Raw genomic sequence first — 17,691 nt, forward strand, 5'->3', positions numbered from 1 at the left:
ATACGGAAATAAACAGCGAAATTTTTAGCGGAATGGATGCTTGTTGGCGCAGACCCCATCCGCACAGGCGGGCGTGCCCAGCAGCGCGGAGATGCGATAGCGGTTGCGCGCGAAGCCGCGATACAGCGCCGAGAATGCCGGCCGCAACACGCGCACGCGCAACGGCGCCACCATCCAGCCGCGCCCGAGCAGCGTGTAGGCGGCCAGCAGGCTGTCGATGCCGACCAGCAGCCGACCATCGGCGGTCAGCGCATGCATCTCGGTATTCAACGCCTCCAGATCGACGCCGGCAGGCGGGACAAAATCCGGCGCGGCGATATCGGCGAAGGCCAGGCGTCCGGCGCCATCCCAGCGCCGCAGGCGCGCCGTTTCATTGCGGCAGAAGACGCAATTGCCGTCGTAATACAAGATCAGTTCAGGATCACTCATGGTCGTCTCCCACCAACGGGTATGCCAACTCGCGAAATACGCCGGCCTGCGTGAAGGTGGTGCCGAACAGCACATGCCGGATCTCGATGTGGATGTCGAATTGATTCGCGTGGTTGTTGCGATGGCGGAGATAGGTCTTGCCCGGCGTGAGCATGCCCGGCAGCGGAATACGGACACCAAACATCTCCCAAAAATAACCATCGCTTTCAAAATGCAGATTGCCGTCGCGGACGTCGAGCACCAGCTTCATGCCCAAGCCCATGCCGACGTACTCCAGCACATCTCCCTTCGCGCTCTCCGCCATGAAGGACGTGAACATCACCGGCTTGCGCGCGTTGAGCCGGTAGGTGCGCTGTTTGAATATCCACGCGCAGTCCCGCTTGGAGTAGACCTGTATATCGACCGGAAAATCGGCGTCGTTGTACGGCATCAACGCGCCTTTGATGAAAGGCTGGCTCAAGTAGCCCAGCATGCAGCCGATCCTGGAGCAGCGCAACTCGGATAAGCGGCCCGTGTAGTAAAGCGGCTTGCCCGGCAAGGGGTTCTTGTCGAAGCGCGCCTGGATATCCGGATGCAGCATGCTCCATCGGTCCCCAAGTATCTTCTTGAATAGCTCGCCTTCGGACGGGACCATCATTTGACTTTCCCCGCCTTGTCATCGCTGCCGAGTAAGCGCGCCACCTTGCCGCCCATCTTCAGGAAGCGTTGCATGGTGGCGGGCGGCAGGTGCTTGTAGTCGTCATAGGTGGCGGTCAGCATTTCCAGGAAGTCCAGCACCTGGTCCATCTTGACCTTGGTGGCCTGCTCCAGCGCCGGATCGTGCTCCGCCTCCACCGCGCATTCGCGCAGCACCGCCAGGGTCGGATCGATCTCGCGCTTCTTGCGCTCCTCGACGATGACGCGGAAGATTTCCCACACATCCTGCAAGGCCAGGAAGTGGTCGCGGCGGTCGCCGGCGATGTGGGTGATGCGCACCAGCCCCCAGCTTTGCAGCTCCTTCAGGCTGTTGCTGACGTTCGAGCGCGCCACCCCCAGCGTCTCGGCGATGTCCTCGGCCGGCAGCGGCTGGTTGGACAGGAACAGCAACGCGTGGATCTGCGCCACCGTGCGGTTGACGCCCCAGCGCGTGCCCATCTCGCCCCAGTGCAGGATGTATTTCTGGATGGTCGGCGCAAGAGTCATGGCAATTCCTTTATTTCTGTCGTTACAGAAATAATAGAACTCGCACCGATCGAAGTCAAGCTCAACTCACCGTAGCAGTTGAGTTCGTGTCCAGTTTTTAGCTCTGACCCCGGAGTTTTAGGTCAGGGCGAGGCGGCTTCGCACTGCGCGGCCCGCCGGACGCGTCGCCCGGGCCTGGCTGTCGTCGATCTTGAACAGGCTGACCGTTTGCGCCAGCTCGCCCGCCTGCTCCTGCAGCGAGGCGGTCGCGGCGGCGGCTTCCTCCACCAAGGCGGCGTTTTGCTGCGTCACTTCGTCCATCTGCGCGATCGCTTGGTTGACCTGCTCGATGCCGTCGCTCTGCTCGCGGCTGGCGACCGCGATCTCGCCGACGATCTGCGTCACCTGATGGACGTTGCCCACCAACGTGCTCATCGTGGTGCCGGCCTGCTGGACCAGATCGGTGCCAAGCTGGATCTTCTCCACCGACTTGTCGATCAGTACCTTGATCTCCTTGGCGGCGGCGGCCGAGCGCTGCGCCAGGTTGCGCACCTCGGAGGCGACCACGGCGAAACCGCGCCCCTGCTCGCCCGCGCGCGCCGCTTCGACGGCGGCGTTCAAGGCGAGAATATTGGTCTGGAAGGCGATGCCGTCGATCACGCCGGTGATGTCGACGATCTTGCGCGAGGCGTCGTTGATGTCGGTCATCGTGGCGACCACCTGCTGCATCACCTCGCCACCCTTGGATGCGGTGGCCGACGCGCCTTCCACCAGGCCGCGCGCGTGCTGCGCGTTCTCGGAGTTTTGCTTGACCGTGCTGGTCAGTTCCTCGATCGACGCGGCGGTCTCCTCCAGCGAGCTGGCCTGGGTCTCGGTGCGCGACGACAGTTCCATATTGCCGGCCGCCAGTTCCTGCGCGCCGGTGTTGATCACCTCGGCGCTATTGCGCACCCGCGATACCGTCGACAGCAAGTCCTGCTGCATGCGTTCGATCGCCTGCAGCAGGCGGGCGATTTCATTGTCGCCGGATTCCTTGATGTGCGCGGTCAGGTCGCCGCGCGCCACCTGATCGAGCAGCGTCACCGCGCGCTGCAGCGGCGACAGCACCACCTTCTTCAGCATCAGGTGCACGCCGAGCACCAGGCCGACCGCGCCCAGCAGGCCGAGCGCCACCAGCCACATGACGATCTTGTACTCGGCGGCGCGGCGGTCCAGCAGCGCGTTGACCTGGTCGTCGCTGACCTTCTGGTATTTTTCCAGCGCGGCGGAGAAGGCGGCGCCGGTCGGCGTCAGCTCTTTCAGGTTCAACGTCGAGTAGGCGGCCGCGTCGCCACGGTCCAGCGCTTCGATGGTCTTGTCCAGCACCAGCAGCAAGGCGCCGCCGGCGTCGACCAGGGTTTTCTTCAGCTCGGGATCCAGGCCGTCGTAGGCTGTCGCCTTGGCGTAGCCGGACAGGAAATCGGCGCTCTTCTGGCGCGACTTCTTGGCCGACGCGACCGCCGTGTCCTTGGCTTCCTTGCTGCCGTTTTCCATCAGCGCGGTATAGGCGCGCATCATCGCGGTCCGCACGCGGGTGGTGTCTTTGTAGGAGTCGTTGATCAGGATGACCTGGCTGCTGACCTCGTGCACCAGTGCGATCGATTGGTTGGACTGGTTGATCGCGTAGATGCCGAGGCCGGCGCCGGCCAGCAGCATCGCGGCAAACAGCAGCAGCACGCCCATCAGGCTGGCGCGCACGGTAATGTTGTTCATTTGTTCTCCTAGTTATAGTCCGATTGCTTACTGGCAATTATTTTACTCCGAATTCTACATAAATGTACTATCGGTTGTTATATTTGTCGCCTGCAATTCGGCATGGAGATCGGCGCGTATCGCGGCGCAGTCGGGCGGCTGCGCCATGTAGTCGCTGAGCCAGTGGTACACCCGGTTGGCCTTGGCCGAGATGGTCTGGTCGAAGCCGCGCGCGCCTAGCAAGGTGATACCGTTGGTTTCTTTCAACACTCCCGGAGCGACGCGCAGGACGCCGTTCACGCTGCTCACGCACAGCGGCGCCAGGCAATCGGCCAGCAGCGGCGCCAGCACCAGGTTGTGCGAGGAGACGATCACCTTGCCCGATGCCGACAACGTGTGCAGCACCGCCGTCGCGGCCGATATCGATTCGAGGTGATTGGTGCCGCGGAAGATCTCGTCGATGATGAAGATGGCCGGCGCACGTGCGGCCAGCGCCAGCAGTTCGCGCGCGCGCCGCAGTTCGGCGATGTACAGGCTCTCGCCGCCCTCCAGCGCGTCCTCGCTCTGCATGCTGGAGTAGACCGGCAGGCCGGGCGTGACCGCGCGGTCGGCGTAGCAGAAGCCGAAGGCGCGGGCGACGATCAGGTTCAGGCCCACCGTGCGCAGCAGCGTGCTTTTGCCGATGCCGTTCTGCCCGGAGATCAAGGCGCCCTGCCGCGCCAATGCGATCGATAGCGGCGAGGCTTGCGCCAGCAGGGGATGCACGGCCTGGGTCAGGGCGACGTCGGCGCCCTGCTCGGCCCAGCAATGGCGCGGGGTCTGCGTCAGGTGGCGGGCCAGCGCGATGTCGGCCTCCAGTGCGGCGACCAGGCGGAAGCTGTGGCGCAGGAATTCCATCTGCCGGCGCGCGGCTTCGCGGCCGTTGAAGTAGTCGCGGATATTTTGTAGCCACAGCCAGTCGGCGTATTCGCGCGCGCCCGGGACGTGCCGCATCATCGATGGGCCGATGGCGCGGTTGATCCGGCCGGCGCGCGCGGCGTCGGCTCGCAATGGGGCCGCCGGCGATGCATCCAGCTTGGCCAGCAGCGAGTGGGTGCGCAGCATTTGCTGCATCGAATTGCGGACGCGGCCCCATTCCTCGGCTTCGTCGCGGAAGCGTACCTGCACCGCCATCAGCGCCAACCACAGCGCCAGCACCACGCCCCACAGCGACAGCCAGCCGGTGACCAGCGCCAGCACGGCCGACAGCAGGAACGCCGGCGGCATACAGTGCAGCAGCGCCGCCCAGCGCGGCTTGGCCGGGGCGGCGGGGCCGAACAGATGTTCGCTGATTTCGCGGTCGCTGCGGCGCAGGCCTTCGCAGGTCTTGTGCAGCAGGTGCAGTTGTCCGGCGTCCGCCGCCAGCGCGCGGACGCGGACGACCGATGCGGCGGCGTCACGCCCGCCCCGCTGCAATCGCCGATGCAATTCCTGCTGGCCGAAGATGCTGGTCTCGTGCGCCAGCTGCGCGCTGTACGGTTGCAGCAGCATGTCGTCCCAGGTCTGCGCGTCGATCAAGTCGGTGTCCGCGCCGTGCGCGGTGCGGTGGTACAGCGCGACATCGGCCGGCACGAACGGATAATCGGCGACCGGCGCATCGGCGGGCAGCAGCAAGGCAAGCAGGGACATGGACATTCCGGACAGTGGCGACAGCCCCGCACATGGCCCACTTGCCAGATTATCAAGCCCGCCGTACGCAGGGCGGACACGCGGACAACCTCGGACAGCGGACATGCGCAACAAATTCCAATAAAATCATGAACTTAGAAACTGGCACGCTTTCTGCATAGGAGGTCGCTATCTTTCCGAACCCTAGCCACCATGATCCGCGATACCTCCAGCCAAGACGCCGTCCTCACCGCCCCAAAGGGCCAGCACACCAAGCGCCGCCTCGTCATCGCCGCCGGCGCCGTGGCGCTGGTCGCCGTCGGCTACTACCTGCTGCACACCTGGAGCGGCAGCGCCAAATCGGTCAGCATGTCGCGCCTGCGCGTGGCCGAAGTCGGCCGCGGCACCCTGATCCGCGACGCCGCCGTCAACGGCCGCATCGTCGCCGCCATCAGCCCGACCCTGTACGCCGCCTCGCTGGCCACGGTGACGCTGAAGGTCAACGCCGGCGACACCGTCAAGAAAGGCGACACGCTGGCGGTGCTGGAATCGCCCGACCTGTCCGACGCCCTCAAACGCGAACAGGCCGCCTACGCGCAGATCGAAGCCGACGTGGCGCGCCAGCGCATCCTGGCCCGCAAGCAGAAACTGCTGGCCCGTCGCGACGCCGACACCGCCGAAATCGACCGCCTGTCCGCGCAGCGCACGCTGGAGCGCTACGACGCGGTCTCCAATGAAGGCATCATCGCCAAGATCGAATACCAGAAGGCCAAGGACGCCCTGAACTCGGCCGAGATCCGCGCCAAGCACGCCGAGCAGGCCGCCGCGCTGGAGGGCGACAACGTGGCGCTGGAGCTGGAATCGAAGATCAAGCAGCTGGACCAGCAGCGCAGCAGCCTGTCCAACGCGCAGCGCCGGGTCGACGAGCTGACCGTGCGCGCGCCGGTCGATGGCTTCATCGGCACGCTGTCGGTGGCCAACCGCAGCGTGGTGCCGGCCAACGCGCCGCTGATGACACTGGTCGACCTGTCGCGCCTCGAAGTGGAACTGGAGGTGCCGGAGACCTACGTCGCCGACATCGGCCTGGGCATGACGGCCGAAGTCAACGTCGGCACCGCCGTCACCACCGGCAAACTGTCGGCGCTGTCGCCGGAGGTGGTGAAGAACCAGGTGCTGGCGCGGGTGCGCTTCAACGGCGCGCAACCGCCGGGCCTGCGCCAGAGCCAGCGCGTCACCGCGCGCCTGCTGATCGACGAGAAGCCGAACGTGCTGATGATCCAGCGCGGCCCGTTCGTCGAATCCGAAGGCGGCCGCTACGCCTATGTACTGCGCGACGGCATGGCCATCCGCACCCCGATCAAGATGGGCGCCACCAGCGTCTCCGCAGTGGAGATCCTCGGTGGCCTGAAACAAGGCGACAAGGTCATCATCGCCGGCACTGAAACCTTCGAGAACGCCGAACGCGTCTCGATCAATCAATAACTTATCCGAAGAGGCCTTCTATGCTGCGCATGAATAACCTGAGCAAAGTCTATCGCACCCACATGATCGAAACCCACGCGCTGCGCGGCTTCGAGATCCACGTCAAGCAGGGCGAGTTCGTCACCGTGACCGGTCCGTCCGGTTCCGGCAAGACCAGCTTCCTCAACATCGCCGGCCTGCTGGAGGAATTCACCGACGGCGAATTCATCCTCGACGGCGTCAACGTCAAGGGCATGGACGACAACGCCCGCTCGCGCCTGCGCAACGAGAAGCTGGGCTTCATCTTCCAGGGCTTCAACCTGATTCCCGACCTGTCCCTGTTCGACAACGTCGACGTGCCGCTGCGCTATCGCGGCTTCAACGCCGCCGAGCGCAAGGAACGCATCGAGGACGCGCTGTCCAAGGTCGGCCTGGCCTCGCGCATGAAACACTATCCGGCCGAACTGTCCGGCGGCCAGCAACAGCGCGTGGCGATCGCGCGCGCGCTGGCCGGCTCGCCGAAACTGCTGCTGGCCGATGAACCGACCGGCAACCTGGACACGCAGATGGCGCGCGGCGTGATGGAGCTGCTGGAGGAGATCAACGCCCAGGGCACCACCATCCTGATGGTGACCCACGATCCGGAACTGGCGCTGCGCACCCAGCGCAACGTCCACATCATCGACGGCCAGGTGTCGGACCTGGTGCGCAAGTCGCCGTCGCTGTTCGATGCCAACGATAAATCCCATGTCGCGTAAGGGGCCGAGCATGTTTCAATACTACTTCCTGCTGGGCGTGCGCAGCCTGCGCCGCAACCCGGCGCTGACCGCGCTGATGGTGCTGACGCTGGCCGTCGGCGTCGCCGCCAGCGTCGCCACGCTGACCATCCTGCATGTGATGTCGGGCGACCCGATCCCGCAAAAGAGCAGCCGCCTGTTCGTGCCGCTGTTCGACAACGCTCCGACCAAAGGCTACAAGCCGGGCGACGAGCCGAACGACAATCAGCTCAGCTACCGCGACGCCGTCAATCTGCTCAACAGCAAAGCGGGCGAACGCCGCACCATCATCTACGGCGTGGCGCTGTCGATCGAACCGGCGCGCAAGGACGTCGGCGCGTTCACCGCGCAAGGCCTGGCGCTGACCGGCGACTTCTTCAACATGGTCGACGCGCCCTTCCTGCATGGCCAGGGCTGGAGCCCGGCCGACGACAAGGCCGGCGCCGACGTCATCGTCATCAATCGCAAGCTGTCGGAGCAGCTGTACGGCGACGCCAATCCGGTCGGCCAGCGCATGACGATCGGCGGATTCCAGTATCAGATCGTCGGCGTGCTCGACACCTGGACCGTGGTGCCGCGCTTCCACCGCATCATGGGCAACGACGAAGGCGCGTTCGACGAGGAGGACAAGATCTTCATTCCGTTCTCGAACGGCATCCGCCACGAGTTCCAGCACAACGGCAGCACCAGTTGCACCGATGACCGCGGCCCCGGCTTCCAGGCTTTCCTTGATTCGGAATGCACCTGGTTGCAGGGCTGGGTCGAGACCCGCAGCGCGGCCGACCGCGCCGAACTGCAAAGTTTCATGGACAGCTACGCCATCGAACAGCGCAAGCTGGGCCGGCTGATGCGCGCCGCCCCCAACAAGCTGTACGACGTGCGCGAATGGCTGGACCACATGAAGGTGGTCGGCAACGACAGCAAGCTGTCGGCCTGGCTGGCGTTCGGCTTCCTGGTCCTGTGCCTGGTGAACACCATCGGCCTGCTGCTGGCCAAGTTCTCGGTACGCGCCTCCGAAGTCGGCATCCGCCGCGCGCTGGGCGCCTCGCGCCGCGAAATCTTCAAGCAGTTCCTGATCGAGACCACCGTGGTCGGCCTGGTCGGCGGCGCGCTCGGCCTGCTGCTGGCCTTCGGCGCGCTGGCGCTGATCGCGGCGCAATCGAAGACGCTGACCGTGGTCGCGCACATGGACTGGGTCATGCTGCTGACCACTTTCGCGATGGCCGTCGGTTCCGCCGTGCTGGCCGGTCTGCTGCCGACCTGGCGCGCCTGCCAGGTCACGCCGGCCCTGCAACTCAAATCCCAATAAGAGGCACCGATCATGGAAATCCGTCCCATCCTCTCCGCGCTGCTGCGGAATAAAACCGGCCCGGTGCTGGTCGCCGTGCAGGTCGCGCTGAGCCTCGCCATCCTGGCCAACGCGCTGCACATCGTGCAGGTGCGGCAAGCGGTGTCGGCCCGCACCAGCGGCCTCGCCGCCGAGCAGGACGTGTTCGCGCTGCAGATCCGGCCGTTGCAACGCGGCGGCCACGAAGAACAGTTGGCCGGCCAGGCGCGCCAGACCGCCACATTGCGCGCCGTGTCCGGCGTGATGTCGGTCGCCGGCGCGTCGCAGATGCCGCTGTCGCGCTCCGGCAATTACACCAGCATCTCGGTCAACCGCAGCCAGATCAACTCGACCACGCAGACCACGGTCTACCGCAGCGCCGACTCGCTGATCAAGACCTGGGGCCTGCAACTGGTCGAAGGGCGCGATTTCCTGCCCAACGAGATACCGATCATCGACCAGAACACCAGCGACGAATCGCCCAAGACCGTCATCATCACGCGCAAGCTGGGCGAGAAGATGTGGCCGGGCAGCGCCAGCTTCGTCGGCAAGACCATGTACTTCGGCACCGGCGAAAAAGCGCGCGAGGCGCAAGTGGTCGGCGTGATCGAGAAACTGCAGACGCCCAACGCGCACATCGACGAAATCGGCGAGTTCTCGCTGCTGCTGCCGATTCGCGCCACCGGCGGCAAATCCGACAACTACACGCTGCGCGCCGAGCCGGGACAGCTGGACCGCGTCATCAAGGAGGCCGAAGCGGCGGTGCGCGCCGCCTCGCCGACGCCGGTGATCGTCCGCGTCAAGACCATGAATGAGATGCGTACCGCGCGCTACCGCGCCGACAACGCGCTGGCGTGGATGCTGGTGGCGGTCAGCGTGCTGCTGCTGTTGATCACGTCGAGCGGCATCGTCGGCATGGCCAGCCTGTGGGTCACGCAGCGCCGCAAGCAGATCGGCGTGCGGCGCGCGCTGGGCGCCCGGCGCATGGACATCCTGCGCTACTTCATCACCGAGAACATCATGATCACCAGCGTCGGCATCGTGGCCGGGGTTCTGCTGGCGCTGGCGCTGAACCAGTTGCTGGTCTCCAGCCTGGAGATGGCGCGCCTGCCGGCCGGCTATCTGATCGCCGGCGCCGCCGTGTTCTGGGCGCTGGGCGTGCTCGCGGTGTACGGGCCGGCCTGGCGCGCGGCCAGCATCTCGCCAGCCACCGCCACCCGCAGTGCGTGAGGGATGTTATGCTAGTCGCATGCCTACCGTACTGATCATCGACGATAACTCCGCGGTCGCCATCGCGCTCGAAGTGCTGTTCTCACTGCACGACATCGACGCGATGCGCGCCCTCTCGCCCGAAGCCGGACTGGCGCTGCTGGAGCATCACCCCTTCGACCTGGTGATCCAGGACATGAACTTCAGCGCCGACACCACATCCGGCGAGGAAGGCACGGCACTGTTCCGCGCCATCCGCGCCAGGCACCCGGACCTGCCGGTGATCCTGCTGACCGCCTGGACCCATCTGGACGCGGCGGTGGACCTGGTCAAGGCCGGCGCCGCCGACTATCTGGCCAAGCCATGGGACGACAACCGCCTGATCGCCACCGTCAACAACCTGATCGAGCTGGGACAGGCCAAGCGCGCCTTGCAGCAGCGGGTGCAGGCGGAGCTGCGCCAGCGCCATGAACTGGAACGCGGCTACGACCTGCGCGGCATGGTGTGGCAGGATCCGGCCACCGAGCGCGTGGTGCACCTGGCCTGCCAGGTGGCGCGCGCCGACGTGCCGGTGCTGATCTCCGGCCCGAACGGCACCGGCAAGGAACGCATCGCCGAAATCATCCAGGCCAATTCCTCGGTGCGCGACGGCCCGTTCGTGGTGCTCAACTGCGGCGCCATACCATCTGAATTGATCGAGGCGGAGCTGTTCGGCGCCGACGCCGGCGCCTACACCGGCGCCTCCAAGGCGCGCGAGGGCAAGTTCGAGGCGGCCGACGGCGGCACGTTGTTCCTCGACGAAATCGGCAACCTGCCGCTGGCCGGCCAGATGAAACTGCTGCGGGTGCTGGAGACCGGCCGCTTCGAGCGCCTCGGCTCCAACCGCGAGCGCCAGGTCAAGGTGCGCGTGGTCAGCGCCACCAATGCCGACCTGCAGGCGATGATCCGCGCCGGCAGCTTCCGCGAAGATCTGTTCTACCGCCTCAACGTGATCGAGCTGCGGCTGCCGCCGCTCGCGGCGCGGCCGCTGGACATCCTGCCGCTGGCGCGCCACTTCCTCGGCGCGGACAAGCAGTTGCACCCGGCGGCGCAAGCGGCGCTGATGGCGCATCCGTGGCCCGGCAACGTGCGCGAACTGAAAAACGTCATGCTGCGCGCCGGCCTGCTGGCCGGCGGCGACATCATCAAGGCCGCCGATCTTGGTCTGCCGGCCGCCGTCGCTGGCGCCGGCGGCGCCGCAGGCGCACCGGAGGACGGCAACCGCGAACCCGACCGCGACGCCATCGGCCAGGCCCTGAGCCGCGCCGGCGGCGTGGTGGCGCAGGCGGCGGCGGAACTGGGCCTGTCGCGCCAGGCGCTGTACCGCCGCATGGAGCGGCTGGGCATCGCCCGTTCCTGATGGACGCGCCCCGCGACCCGGCCGGCGCGCGCCCCGAAGGCCCGCGCTCGCCAAATCCGCCAGACCCATCGCCGCCACCGAGCCCGCCACGTTCGCCGAAGCAGCCGTCCGGCGGCCCGCCGCCGCGCCGCTTTCGCCCCACCGGCTTCCGCCTCTCGCTGCTGACCCGCTGGACCGCGATGGTGGGCACGCTGCTCACCGTCGGCATCCTGATCGCGCTCGCGCTGACCCACTTCTTCCCCGACAATCCCGGCCTGGTGCTGGCGGTCTGCCTGCTGTGCGTGCTGCCGATCTCGATCATCACCATCCGCGCGCAGCTGGAGCACATGCTGTCGCTGTTCCGCGCGCTGACCGGCACCGTCACCAGCTACAAGGACGGCGACTTTTCCTTCAGCCTGCACTGGCCGCAAAACGATGAGCTGAGCGACCTGGTGGCCGCGCACAACGAATTGGGCGACGTGCTGCGCCAGCAGCGGCTGGACCTGGTGCAGCGCGAACTGCTGCTCGACACCATGGTGCAGAACACGCCGGTGGCGATGCTGCTGGTCAGCGAATCCGGCCCGGTGGTGTACGCCAACGTCGCCGCGCGCCAGTTGCTGAACGAAGGCCGCAAGCTGGAAGGCCACCGCATCGACGACGTGCTGGCCCACGCCTCGCCGGCGCTGCTGGAAGCGATGGCGCGCGGCGGCGACGGCCTGTTCACCACCAAGGAGGGGGGCACCGAGATCGACGAGGAAGAGGTGTACCACCTGGCGCGCCGCAGCTTCAACCTGAACGGCCGCCGCCACGAACTGCTGCTGCTGCGCCAGCTGACGATGGAACTGCGCCGGCAGGAAGTGCAGACCTGGAAGAAGGTCATCCGCGTCATCAGCCATGAATTGAACAATTCGCTGGCGCCGCTGACTTCATTGGCGCACTCCGGCGCGGAACTGGTGCGGCGCGGCCAGACCGAACGCCTGCCGCAGATCCTCGCCACCATCGAGGAACGCACGCGCCACCTGGAAAGCTTCATCCTCGGCTACGCGCGCTTCGCCAAGCTGCCGACGCCGCGTCTGGAAGTGCAGGCCTGGCCGGCCTTCCTGGCGCGACTGCATGACGAAGTCGAATTCACGCAGACCGGCGAAGCGCCGGCCGAACCGTGCGCCTTCGATCCGGCCCAGCTGGAGCAAGCGCTGTTAAACCTGCTGAAGAACGCGCACGAATCGGGCTCGCCGCCCGACCAGGTCAGCCTGGAGGTGCGGCGGCTGCAAGGCGCGGTGCGCATCGACGTACAGGACCGGGGCCCCGGCATGAGCGAGACGGTGCTGACCAACGCGTTGGTGCCGTTCTACTCGACCAAACGCAGCGGCACCGGCCTTGGCCTGGCGCTGGCGCGCGAGATCGCCGAAGCGCACGGCGGCCGCATCACGCTGGCCAACCGCGACGGCGGCGGCCTGACGGTGACCATGATCCTGCCGCTGGCGTCCGGGCTAAGCTGATAAACTAGCGGGATGTCCAAGTCTTCCCCAAACGCCATCGTATTCGACCAGCCCGGCCATCCGCCGGCCACCATCACCGAATTCGAAGGCGTGCGCAGCCTGCACCTCGGCACCTCGTGGGTGCAGGGCGCGATGCGCATCGCCAAGCCGGACAACATCGAGCTGGAATACATCCAGATGATGATGATGTGGCTGCTCTTCAACGACAGCCCGAAACACGTGGTGCAATTGGGCCTGGGCAGCGCCGCACTGACCAAGTTCTGCTACCGCCGCCTGCCCGGCGCGCGCGTCACCGCCGTCGAGCTCAATCCCAACGTGATCGCCATGTGCCAGTCGCAGTTCGCGCTGCCGTCCAACGACGAGCGCCTGAACGTGATGGAAATGAACGCGATGGATTTCGTGCTGGACCCGGCCAACCGCGGCACGGTCGACATTCTGCAGGTGGACCTGTACGACGAAGAGGCGCGCGGCCCGGTGCTGGACTCTCCCGAGTTCTACCAGGGCTGCGCCGACGTGCTGCGCGACGGCGGCATCATGACCACCAATGTCTTCGGCGACTTCTCCAACTACGACAAGAATTTGCAGGCGATGGAGATGGTGTTCGACGCGGTGGTGTGGCTGCCGGAGGTGCACGACGCGAACATCGTCGTCATCGCCTTCAAGCAGTCGCCGGTGCTGGATTTCAGCGTGTTGTACGAACGCGCCGGTGCGATCAGGAAGACCCTGAACCTGCCGGCCAAATCGTGGGTCAACGGCCTCAAAGGCTGGATGCTGGACCAGCAATAGCGCCGCACCAACTAAGCGCGTTTTTCGGCTATCGATATGCGCGCACCTCATTCCGATGCGTGCGCACCACACTTTTGCACCGTGTCGCGGCATGTTCGGTCCGGGCCGCCGGTAAGATTACGATACATTTCGATACAAAGCACGAAATATTAACAAATGTGCACAATGCGCAACATCTTGGTGCGGACGCGTTGCCCCTTTTTGGCACACCAAGATAGTATTTTCTCAACGGCGCTACCCGCAGCCGTCTTGATAAAACCAAGAGAGAAAATATGACAAGAGCACCTCAATTCAAACGTACCCTGCTCGCCAGCGCGATCCTGATGCTGGCCGCCGGCCAAGGCCAGGCACAAACGCAAACGCCGTCGGACGCCGACACCGCCGTGCTGCCGCACGAGCAAACCGTGGTGGTGCTGGGTTCGCGCTCGGTCGCCAAGACCGCGCTGGACACTTCCGCACCGGTCGGCCTGATCAGCCTCAAGGACATGCAAACCGCCGGCCCGCTGGAACTGGGCAAGCTGCTGCAAACGCTGGACCCGTCGTTCAACTTCTCGTCCACCTTCATCAGCGACGGCACCGACAGCATCCGCCCCGCGACCCTGCGCTCGCTCGGCCCGGACCAGGTGCTGGTGCTGATCAACGGTAAGCGCCGCCACCAGCAAGCGCTGGTCAACGTGCAGCAAACCATCGGACGCGGCTCGGCCGGCACCGACATCAACGCCATTCCGCTGGGCGCGATCCACCACATCGAAGTGCTGCGCGACGGCGCCGCCGCCCAATACGGCTCGGACGCCATCGCCGGCGTGATCAACATCGTCCTCAAATCGAACATCAACGAGACCTCGCTGAGCGCAGTCGCCGGCACCACTTCCGAAGGCGACGGCGACCTGTACTCGGGCAGCGCCAACACCGGCTTTGCACTGGGCCAGGACGGCGGCTTCCTCAACCTGACGCTGGAAGGCCGCAAGCGCGGCGAGACCAACCGCGCCGGCCCGGATTCGCTGCGCGTCAACCCGCCGCGCGTGACGCAGCACATCGGCGACAGCAACACCAAGGACGGTTACTTCTGGTGGAACGGCGCGATCCCGATCGACAAGAGCAGCGAGTTCTACGCCTTCGGCGGCATCTCCAAGCGCACCAGCGACTCGTTCGGCTTCTTCCGCTCGGCCGGCGACGACCGCACCGTGCCGGCCGTGTATCCGAATGGCTTCCTGCCGGCGATCAGCACCGACATCAAGGACGCCTCGTTCGCCTTCGGCTACCGCCGCGACCTGGCCAACGACTGGAAGGCCGACGTCAGCATCAACCACGGCAACAGCGAACTGGATTTCCACGAGTCGAACAGCCTGAATACCAGCTACTGGTACGAGCCTAAACCGGGCGGCGGCATCTACGCCGAATCACCGCGCGAAGCCGACACCGGCAAGCTGAAATTCTCGCAGACCACCATCAACGCCGACATCAAGGGCCCGATCAAATTCGGCGACAGCAGCATCTTCCTGGCCACCGGCTTCGAGTACCGCAAGGACCAGTACCAGATCATCGCCGGCGATCCGGTCTCCTACCAATACGGCCGCACCAACAATCCGGCGGTCGTGATCAAGACGCCGAGCGGCGCCACCGCGTCGTCCGGCATCCAGGGCTTCCCGGGCTACACGCCGGCCACCGCCGTCGACGACGGCCGCCACAACATCGCGCTGTTCCTCGACGCCGAACACAAGCCGGTCGACAACCTGACGCTGGCCGGCGCCGTGCGTTACGAAAAATATTCGGATTTCGGCAGCACCGTCACCGGCAAGTTGAGCGCCCGCTTCGACCCGACCAAGCAGATCGGCTTCCGTGGCAGCCTGTCCACCGGCTTCCGCGCGCCGAGCGTGCAGCAGGAGTTCTACAGCTCCGTGTCGACCAACCTGAATAACGGCGTGCTGACCGAGACGCTGACCGCGCGCCAGGGCAGCGCCGTGACCCAGGCCTTCGGCATCGCGCCGCTGAAAGAGGAAACCTCGACCAGCGGCAGCTTCGGTGCGGTGTTCCGTCCGGCGAACAATATGTCGCTGACGGCCGATGTGTACCAGATCAAGATCAAGGACCGCATCGTCTTCTCCAGCGAAATCGCACCGGAAGCCGGCGGCGGACCGATCGCCAACATCCTCAAGCCGCTGGGCGTGGGCCAGGCGCAGTTCTTTACCAACGCGGTCGACACCCGCACCCGTGGCCTGGACATCGTCGCGGAGCACAGCAGCAAGTTCGCCGCGTCGACCCTGGTGCTGTCGGGCCAACTGGGCTTCAACAAGACCGAAGTCACCAAGCGCCACTCGACGTCGACGGTGCTGAGCGGCGAGAAGCTGTTCGACAAATCGCAGGTGACGCTGATCGAACACGGCCAGCCGCGCAAGCACCACGTGGTGGCCGCCGACTACACCGCCGGCGCATGGAACCTGAACACCCGCGCCAACTACTACGGCGAAGTGGAAGCGGAAAACTTCAGCCCCCTGCAGAAGTGGGATTCGCGCTGGCTTGTCGACGCGTCGGTGCGCTATGGCTTCAGCAAGCGCACCTTCCTCAGCGTCGGCGTGAACAATCTGTTCGACCAGCTGCCTTCGGCATGGACCAACGGCGGCGACTTCCCGAAACTGGGCTTCACCCGCTGCTGGGAAACCTGCCCGATCGGCGTCAACGGCCGCTCGATGTACGTCCGCGTCGATACCGCGTTTTAATGGCTTGAACGGTTGGCGGCGTAAGCCGCAAGGTGCACCACCGCCGCCAACTGTTTGACCAGTTCCTCCATCTGCTCGGCCGGCACTTGTGCGTAGCCGAGCATCAGTCCCTTCCAGCCCGAGTCGCCCTGCGTGTCATGTCTGCTCAAGGCGTTGACCGCGATGCCGTGCTCCATCGCCTGCCGCGACACCGCCACATCGTCGATGCGCGCGTCGTTGAAGCGCAGCGACAGATGCATGCCGGCCGATGCGCCGTGCACCGTCGCCACCGATCCCATATGCTGTTCCAGCGCCGCCACCAGCGCGTCGCGCCGCTGCCGGTAGAGCCGCCGCATGCGCCGCAGGTGCAGCGCGAACTGGCCGCTGCGCAGGAACTCGGCCAGCGCCAGCTGCTCGGCCACGCGGCCGCGCGCGAACGACTGCGCCCGCATCCGCGCGAACGGCTCGGCCAGCGCCGCCGGCACCACGACGAAACCAAGCCGCAGCGACGGGAACATGGTCTTGCTGAAGGTGCCCAGGTAGGCCACCGGCGCATCCGGCGCCAATCCCTGCATCGCAGACAGCGGCGCGCCATCGTGGCGGAATTCGCTGTCGTAGTCGTCCTCGATGATCAGGGCTCCGGCCGCGCGCGCCGCCTCGATCAACGCCAGGCGGCGGCGCAGGCTCAACACGCTGCCCACCGGGTACTGGTGCGACGGCGTGGTGTAAATCAGGCGCGGTGGCCGCAGCAGCCAGTCCTGCGCGGTCGGTGCGATGCCGTCGTCGTCGACATCGATGCCGGCCACCACCAGTCCCGCCGCGCGCGACGCCGCCAGCGCGCCGCCGTAGCCGGGGTTCTCGATCCAGATGGTGTCCCCGGCATCGGCCAGCGCCTGCACGCAGACATCGAGGCTGCTCTGCGAGCCGTCGGTGATGAAGACCTGGCTGGCATCGCACACCACGCCGCGCGCGGCGCGCAGATGGTCGGCGATGGCGGCGCGCAGCAGCGGCTCGCCGGCCTGGTCGCCATAGTTCAGCTGCGCCACCGTCATGCCGCGCAGCGCGCGCTCCAGCATGCGGCGCCAGAGAGTCAGCGGAAACTGGTCCAGCGCCGGCACGCCAGGTACGAAGGCGTTCATGCGGTCGGCCGGTCCCGGCACAGGCCGCAGCGATTGCGCGCGTTGCGACAGGCCCGGTTGCGGCGCGGCCGCCCCGCGTCCCGCCGCCCGGCCGTCACGCTGCGCGGCAGCCGGCGCCAACGCCGCAACCACGGTGCCGCGCCGGTCGGTGCTGACGAAGCCTTCGCTGGCCAACTGCTCGTAGGCGTACAGCACGGTGTTGCGGGCCAGTCCCAATTCCTCCGCCAGCGCGCGCGACGCGGCCAGACGTGTGCCCGCCGCCAGCGTGCCGTCGCGGATCGCGGCGCGCAGGCATTCGTGCAGCAGGCGCTGGCGCGGCCAGCCGCGATGGCTGTTTTGCGCGGTGTAGCCGGAGATCAGCAGGGCGAGGTCCATTGGTGGCTCCATAAAATAGATCATAGCTGGACCTATTGAAGGGGCCAGCATCTGATTATATTGTGACTTCAACCTTT

The 17,691-nt window shown here is 66.1% G+C and carries 14 protein-coding genes; 8 read left to right on the forward strand and 6 right to left on the reverse strand.

The window, feature by feature from the left end:
• Positions 1 to 24: 24 nt before the first annotated feature.
• The 5 genes from GW587_RS01940 to GW587_RS01960 all read right to left on the reverse strand — a co-directional run bounded on the left by GW587_RS01940 (position 25) and on the right by GW587_RS01960 (position 4,989).
• On the reverse strand, positions 25 to 429 hold the full coding sequence (locus GW587_RS01940) for a thiol-disulfide oxidoreductase DCC family protein (RefSeq protein WP_166097879.1): 405 nt from the start codon (positions 427 to 429) through the stop codon (positions 25 to 27).
• Positions 422 to 1,066 carry a DUF4166 domain-containing protein gene (locus GW587_RS01945; protein ID WP_166097882.1) on the reverse strand — a complete coding sequence of 215 codons (645 nt, stop codon included), beginning with the start codon at positions 1,064 to 1,066 and terminating at the stop codon, positions 422 to 424. Before GW587_RS01945 ends, GW587_RS01940 begins: the two co-directional genes overlap by 8 nt.
• Positions 1,063 to 1,611 (reverse strand): GbsR/MarR family transcriptional regulator, encoded by a 549-nt coding sequence (locus GW587_RS01950; RefSeq protein WP_166097884.1) that lies wholly within the window; start codon positions 1,609 to 1,611, stop codon positions 1,063 to 1,065. The genes GW587_RS01945 and GW587_RS01950 overlap by 4 nt, the downstream gene beginning before the upstream one ends.
• A 117-nt stretch (positions 1,612 to 1,728) precedes the next feature.
• Positions 1,729 to 3,342: a methyl-accepting chemotaxis protein gene (locus GW587_RS01955; protein ID WP_166097886.1), complete on the reverse strand. Its 1,614-nt coding sequence runs from the start codon at positions 3,340 to 3,342 to the stop codon at positions 1,729 to 1,731.
• Between the two features lie 54 nt (positions 3,343 to 3,396).
• Positions 3,397 to 4,989, reverse strand: a complete 1,593-nt coding sequence (locus GW587_RS01960; protein WP_229259252.1) for a MutS-related protein — start codon at positions 4,987 to 4,989, stop codon at positions 3,397 to 3,399.
• A 192-nt stretch (positions 4,990 to 5,181) separates the two neighbouring features.
• Here GW587_RS01960 and GW587_RS01965 point away from each other — a divergent pair, with 192 nt between their 5' ends.
• The 8 genes from GW587_RS01965 to GW587_RS02000 all read left to right on the forward strand — a co-directional run bounded on the left by GW587_RS01965 (position 5,182) and on the right by GW587_RS02000 (position 16,121).
• Positions 5,182 to 6,450: an efflux RND transporter periplasmic adaptor subunit gene (locus GW587_RS01965; protein ID WP_166097892.1), complete on the forward strand. Its 1,269-nt coding sequence runs from the start codon at positions 5,182 to 5,184 to the stop codon at positions 6,448 to 6,450.
• A gap of 20 nt (positions 6,451 to 6,470) precedes the next feature.
• Positions 6,471 to 7,187: an ABC transporter ATP-binding protein gene (locus GW587_RS01970; protein ID WP_166097894.1), complete on the forward strand. Its 717-nt coding sequence runs from the start codon at positions 6,471 to 6,473 to the stop codon at positions 7,185 to 7,187.
• Positions 7,188 to 7,197: 10 nt separating this feature from the next.
• Complete coding sequence (locus GW587_RS01975) at positions 7,198 to 8,514, forward strand: ABC transporter permease (RefSeq protein ID WP_166097897.1); 1,317 nt, start codon at positions 7,198 to 7,200, stop codon at positions 8,512 to 8,514.
• A gap of 12 nt (positions 8,515 to 8,526) precedes the next feature.
• Entirely contained in the window at positions 8,527 to 9,762 is a 1,236-nt protein-coding gene (locus tag GW587_RS01980) for an ABC transporter permease (RefSeq protein ID WP_166097900.1), read from the forward strand.
• A 19-nt stretch (positions 9,763 to 9,781) separates the two neighbouring features.
• Complete coding sequence (locus tag GW587_RS01985; protein WP_166097902.1) at positions 9,782 to 11,140, forward strand: sigma-54-dependent transcriptional regulator; 1,359 nt, start codon at positions 9,782 to 9,784, stop codon at positions 11,138 to 11,140.
• A 179-nt stretch (positions 11,141 to 11,319) separates the two neighbouring features.
• On the forward strand, positions 11,320 to 12,618 hold the full coding sequence (locus tag GW587_RS01990; protein ID WP_166099054.1) for a sensor histidine kinase: 1,299 nt from the start codon (positions 11,320 to 11,322) through the stop codon (positions 12,616 to 12,618).
• Between the two features lie 12 nt (positions 12,619 to 12,630).
• Complete coding sequence (locus GW587_RS01995; protein WP_166097905.1) at positions 12,631 to 13,404, forward strand: spermine/spermidine synthase domain-containing protein; 774 nt, start codon at positions 12,631 to 12,633, stop codon at positions 13,402 to 13,404.
• A gap of 272 nt (positions 13,405 to 13,676) precedes the next feature.
• Complete coding sequence (locus GW587_RS02000) at positions 13,677 to 16,121, forward strand: TonB-dependent receptor plug domain-containing protein (RefSeq protein WP_166097907.1); 2,445 nt, start codon at positions 13,677 to 13,679, stop codon at positions 16,119 to 16,121.
• On the opposite strand, the gene pdxR is transcribed toward GW587_RS02000, so the two are convergent.
• A complete protein-coding gene (gene pdxR / locus GW587_RS02005) occupies positions 16,118 to 17,614 on the reverse strand; it encodes a MocR-like pyridoxine biosynthesis transcription factor PdxR (protein WP_166097909.1) in 1,497 nt (498 codons plus the stop codon). The two genes, GW587_RS02000 and pdxR, sit on opposite strands and share 4 nt — an antisense overlap.
• Between the last annotated feature and the right edge of the window lie 77 nt (positions 17,615 to 17,691).

Source organism: Duganella aceris (genome assembly GCF_011090165.1).
GTDB lineage: Bacteria > Pseudomonadota > Gammaproteobacteria > Burkholderiales > Burkholderiaceae_D > Rugamonas > Rugamonas aceris.

What these genes read in the sequence shown, in the direction of transcription:
- GW587_RS01975 (WP_166097897.1), top strand. Translation starts at nt 7,198, where the DNA reads ATGTTTCAATACTACTTCCTGCTGGGCGTGCGCAGCCTGCGCCGCAAC.
- GW587_RS01945 (WP_166097882.1), bottom strand. Translation starts at nt 1,066, where the DNA reads ATGATGGTCCCGTCCGAAGGCGAGCTATTCAAGAAGATACTTGGGGAC.
- GW587_RS02000 (WP_166097907.1), top strand. Translation starts at nt 13,677, where the DNA reads ATGACAAGAGCACCTCAATTCAAACGTACCCTGCTCGCCAGCGCGATC.
- GW587_RS01960 (WP_229259252.1), bottom strand. Translation starts at nt 4,989, where the DNA reads ATGTCCCTGCTTGCCTTGCTGCTGCCCGCCGATGCGCCGGTCGCCGAT.
- GW587_RS01985 (WP_166097902.1), top strand. Translation starts at nt 9,782, where the DNA reads ATGCCTACCGTACTGATCATCGACGATAACTCCGCGGTCGCCATCGCG.
- GW587_RS01950 (WP_166097884.1), bottom strand. Translation starts at nt 1,611, where the DNA reads ATGACTCTTGCGCCGACCATCCAGAAATACATCCTGCACTGGGGCGAG.
- GW587_RS01955 (WP_166097886.1), bottom strand. Translation starts at nt 3,342, where the DNA reads ATGAACAACATTACCGTGCGCGCCAGCCTGATGGGCGTGCTGCTGCTG.
- GW587_RS01965 (WP_166097892.1), top strand. Translation starts at nt 5,182, where the DNA reads ATGATCCGCGATACCTCCAGCCAAGACGCCGTCCTCACCGCCCCAAAG.
- GW587_RS01990 (WP_166099054.1), top strand. Translation starts at nt 11,320, where the DNA reads ATGGTGGGCACGCTGCTCACCGTCGGCATCCTGATCGCGCTCGCGCTG.
- GW587_RS01980 (WP_166097900.1), top strand. Translation starts at nt 8,527, where the DNA reads ATGGAAATCCGTCCCATCCTCTCCGCGCTGCTGCGGAATAAAACCGGC.
- GW587_RS01995 (WP_166097905.1), top strand. Translation starts at nt 12,631, where the DNA reads ATGTCCAAGTCTTCCCCAAACGCCATCGTATTCGACCAGCCCGGCCAT.
- GW587_RS01970 (WP_166097894.1), top strand. Translation starts at nt 6,471, where the DNA reads ATGCTGCGCATGAATAACCTGAGCAAAGTCTATCGCACCCACATGATC.
- pdxR (WP_166097909.1), bottom strand. Translation starts at nt 17,614, where the DNA reads ATGGACCTCGCCCTGCTGATCTCCGGCTACACCGCGCAAAACAGCCAT.
- GW587_RS01940 (WP_166097879.1), bottom strand. Translation starts at nt 429, where the DNA reads ATGAGTGATCCTGAACTGATCTTGTATTACGACGGCAATTGCGTCTTC.